We start from the raw sequence: 3,870 nt of genomic DNA on the forward strand, positions 1-3,870 counted from the left end.
CGGCGCGAACTCAGTCGTCGGGGTCGTTGATCAGCGACCGGCGCCCGAACGGCGCCGCGTCAGCGCCCTCGTCGGGTTGCCTGCGCGACGGCGAGTTCGGCGGCGCGGTCGACGCGGGTGTCGCCACCGGGATCACCGACTTGATATCCGGGATGTCGGCGACGAGGTCCGACAGGCGCGGCAGTCGAGTCTTGCGCTCCTGCAACGGTTCCATGAGCTGACGACCCTGTTCGATCACCTTCAGGGCGGCGGCCTGCACCGACTCGGTCATCGCCGCGGCGATCTCGCTATAGGTCAGGTCGCCGATATCGTCGGCGAACTGGGTGTCGATGAGAATGCCGTTGGCGTTGACGGTCACGGTGATTCGCTTGTCGCACGCGGTGACGGTTGCGGTGAGCCGGGCCCGGTCGCGTTGCATCTTCGCGATGCCCTGCATTTGTTCCGACATCGATTCCATCATCATCGCGGCATCGGCCCGCAGCCATTCGTTCACCACCAGAAGCCTCCGGATCGTAGGTCGAGCGCGTTTCGCAAGACCTCGCTGAGCATTTGCCACTGATTGCGATCCAACACCACGCCGATCAGTTTCGAGTCATCGCCGCATAACCCCGCGTAATGCGTCAGCGCTTGTCTCGTGTTCGCATGTTCTCGACCAACCGTTGCTCGTTCTCTTCGTATATCTTCGCCGAGTCGCGGAAGTTCTTCGCGTTCTCCTCGAAGACTCCGGCGATGGCGCCCAGGGATTCGAAGGTGTTGTCGCGGCCCTTCTTATAGCCCTTCTCGCCCTCGGCGAACTTCTTACCGCTCTTGTCGCCGCCCCAGGCCTCACCCTTGCTGCTCGTGCTCGACTTCAGCGTCTCCAGCAGCTTCTTGGCCTTGTCCGCGAGCTCGTCGAAATTGTCCGCGGAGCGGCGTAATCCGTCCGGCTCGATCTTGATCGGCTTGTTCATGGTGCTCCTTTTTGGTCAGGTCATGGCTCGGTCAGATCACGAGATCGACGCCGGCCCTGGTCTGTCGTTCCTGGAAGCGCTGTTCGAACCCTTCGGTGTAGGTCGACGGTGGCATCGACGAGGACGACTGTTCGATCACGCCGTCGTCGGCGATGTAGAAAATGGCGCGGCCGATGGCGATTTCGCCGGGTTCGGTCGGCACGAAGACCATCCAGCCGACGTCGAGGCGCTCGGCGACGAGTTGGTCGAGTGGATAGCCGGTGGTGTCGACGCCCAGCTCGAGGATGAATTCGCGGACCAGGGTGATCGCCTGGTCGTGCGGTAGCTCCTCGTGGACCGTCGCGGTGAGGCCGGCCAGCGACAGCTGATACATGGCGCCGTCGATGTTGTCGCTCTCATCGAACAAGCCAGTCAACGTTTCCCGGGTCACCACACCGGCCTCGGCGGACACGACCAGCGTGAGCGCGGCCTCCCGCTGGTCTTCGGTCGGTTCACTGCTCACCACGGCGCACACGATGTCGGCCACGGTCTGGGTCGTCCACATGCCAGGAACGGCCGCGCTGATCTGGTCGGCACTCGGCGACTCGCCGCGGTGCCAGCTGCCGTTGGACCACCAGTAGCAGAACGACAGCATGCCTTGGGCCGCACGGGCATTGAGCACCTGATTGGCCACCCAGTCCGGGGCGCCGGCATACAGGTCCGGCAGCTCGACGTCGTCGTTGTAGGCGGCGTCGAGTTCGGGGGCGTTCCACACCCCACCTGAGAGCACCGCACGGCCGCCGGGCAGCACGAACAAGGTGGAACCGCTGCGCGCCGCGCCTTCGAAGATGCCGAGCGCCGGGCGAATTCGCGGCCCGAGCCCCGAACCGATGGCGACGAAGGCCGCCGCGATCGTCGCCCAGCGGGCCCACAGCACGGGCAGCGCGGGCAGCTCGTCGCGCGCGAGCAGCGCGGTGATGTTCGCCTCGCGGTCGGCGCGGGCCTGCGCGGCGGCCTGCTCGGGCGAGCGCCACTGCCGCTCATCGTGAAAGACGTAGGCGGCCAACCACACCGGGAGCTGTTCGCGTGGAAACGCCGCCAGGTCAGCGCGATAGGCGTCGGTGGCGAGCAGCTGATCGTCGGGGAACGGCTCGTCGCCGTAGTCGTAGTCGACCTCGACCTCGCCGGTGATCTCCAGCTGGATCACCATGCGCCACCAGGGGCCGTCGCCGAGCTGCGCGGAGATCTCACGGTGTCGCACAACGAGTTCGGTGACCGTCGGCGACGGCTCGGCACGGGAGGACTGTTCGTCGTTGTCGTAGTACAGCACGTAGGCGATGCCACCGGCGACGGTGAGCGAGAAGGACGCCTCCAGCCATTGCCAGCCTTCCGGGCCTGACACACCGAGTTCGCGGGCGATACTGTGGGCGAGCTCGGCCGCTTGCTCCTCGATCGACTGCGGTTCGTCTGTCCGCGACTCGGCGGCTTGGTCGTCGACTGTCCCCGGGTCGGCTGTCCGGTCGTCGGCTTTCTGCGGCTCGGCGGCCTGGTCGTCGGGCGTCGGCTCATCGATCGTCTGCTCGGCAGCGCCCTGCGGCTGGGCTGCCTGCGCGTCGGTATCGATTGGCGCGGAAGGCGTCTCCCTCGTCCCGGCTACCTGATCCTCGGAAGGCGGCGCGGGCGGCGGGGTGCCCAGCCGGAAGCTGACGTCGACACCGTCGCTGATCCCGGCCCGGCTCTCCTGCTGGGGATCGCTCATCTGATGAATTCTTTCTCGTCGGTGCGCGGCGTCGGCTCACCGAATTCAGGCACGTGGCCGACAATATCCGGCATTTGTTCCGATAGTATTTCCATCATCATCGCGGTATCGACCCACAGCCTTTCGCTCGACACCAAACACCCACCACAACGCAGCTCGATATCACACCGCCACATCGCGTTCGAGCACTAGCCACTGTGGGGATTCAACACTACGCAGATCAGTTATGCATAAGTCCGGCGTAATAGCGCGTAATAATGACATCACTGCGTGGTCGTGACGAGATTTCCGACAATATGGCATGGTACGTTCGCGAAGTAATCGATGTGGGCAACGCATCGCTGGTTGTATTTCTTCGTGCGGCAGGAGGACTCGACGTGAGCGAGCGTCAGCGAGCGAACCGAAGACACAGCGCGCCAATGCGCACGACGGAGCCGAGCGCTAGCGAGGCGCAGTCGTGAGCGAGCGTCAGCGAGCGAACCGAAGACACAGCGCGCCAATGCGCACGACGGAGCCGAGCGCTAGCGAGGCGCAGTCGTGAGCAACGAACGGGCCAAGGGAGACGTCGCCGACCTGCTCGACACGGTCAGCCAGCACATTCGCTCGATCGCCGAGGTGCAGCAGAAGCGGGTCGCACTCACCGCCACCGCTACCGCCGCCAAGGGCCGGGTGCGCATCACCGTCAACGCCGACGGCGTGGTGATCGACACCGAATTCAGCGACGACATCGACGAACTCAGCTACGACGAGATCGCCGACGCCGTCACCGAGGCCACCCAGGACGCCGCCGCCGAGGTCGCCCGCAAGGCCGAGGAACTGATCGAGCCGATCCGCCAGTCCCGGTCTCGGCTGCCGAGCTTGTCGTCCATGGTCGAAGGCTTGCCCGACCTGCGCACGAAAACGCCGGAGCTGCAACGGGCGTCGTTCGATTCGCCCGCCGAGCGTAAGCAGTTCGAGTCCGATGATTCGCAAACCCGGCCATGGTCGGTCGTCGACCGCGACTGATCGGCGTCGGTTGTCGTTCCTCGCTGAGTCGAGCACGCGGCGGCCACGGGATGCCAGGCGGAAGCGCGGGAAGGTGTTCGACGTGTCCCCCGGCCCGCTGATCATGCTGCGGCGCTGCGCATTCCGCGGAGCCGCCGGTGTGGGCTGGTCGCGGCGCAGCACCTCGGGGACGGATCG

Annotated in this window: 5 protein-coding genes; 1 reads left to right on the forward strand and 4 read right to left on the reverse strand. The window is 65.6% G+C overall.

Annotated elements, in window-relative coordinates; all coding sequences use genetic code 11:
• Window positions 1–10: 10 nt before the first annotated feature.
• From ACIA8C_RS23355 to ACIA8C_RS23370, 4 genes are all read right to left on the reverse strand, one after another.
• Window positions 11–493, reverse strand: coding sequence for a YbaB/EbfC family nucleoid-associated protein (locus ACIA8C_RS23355; protein ID WP_397137976.1), 483 nt, complete (start codon window positions 491–493; stop codon window positions 11–13).
• A 127-nt stretch (window positions 494–620) separates the two neighbouring features.
• A complete protein-coding gene (locus ACIA8C_RS23360) occupies window positions 621–950 on the reverse strand; it encodes a WXG100 family type VII secretion target (protein WP_397137979.1) in 330 nt (109 codons plus the stop codon).
• A 31-nt stretch (window positions 951–981) separates the two neighbouring features.
• The gene (locus ACIA8C_RS23365; protein WP_397137981.1) at window positions 982–2,688 is read right to left on the reverse strand and encodes a hypothetical protein; all 1,707 of its coding nucleotides are present in this window, start codon (window positions 2,686–2,688) and stop codon (window positions 982–984) included.
• Window positions 2,685–2,822 carry a hypothetical protein gene (locus tag ACIA8C_RS23370; protein WP_397137983.1) on the reverse strand — a complete coding sequence of 46 codons (138 nt, stop codon included), beginning with the start codon at window positions 2,820–2,822 and terminating at the stop codon, window positions 2,685–2,687. Before ACIA8C_RS23370 ends, ACIA8C_RS23365 begins: the two co-directional genes overlap by 4 nt.
• Window positions 2,823–3,225: 403 nt before the next feature.
• On the opposite strand from ACIA8C_RS23370, the gene ACIA8C_RS23375 reads away from it, so the two are divergent.
• Window positions 3,226–3,693, forward strand: a complete 468-nt coding sequence (locus ACIA8C_RS23375; protein ID WP_397137986.1) for a YbaB/EbfC family nucleoid-associated protein — start codon at window positions 3,226–3,228, stop codon at window positions 3,691–3,693.
• The last annotated feature ends 177 nt before the right edge of the window (window positions 3,694–3,870 follow it).

The organism is Nocardia sp. NPDC051321 (genome assembly GCF_044455225.1).
GTDB lineage: Bacteria > Actinomycetota > Actinomycetes > Mycobacteriales > Mycobacteriaceae > Nocardia.

Excerpts from the sequence above, each read along its gene's own strand:
- ACIA8C_RS23360 (WP_397137979.1), bottom strand. The coding sequence starts at position 950 with ATGAACAAGCCGATCAAGATCGAGCCGGACGGATTACGCCGCTCCGCG.
- ACIA8C_RS23365 (WP_397137981.1), bottom strand. The coding sequence starts at position 2,688 with ATGAGCGATCCCCAGCAGGAGAGCCGGGCCGGGATCAGCGACGGTGTC.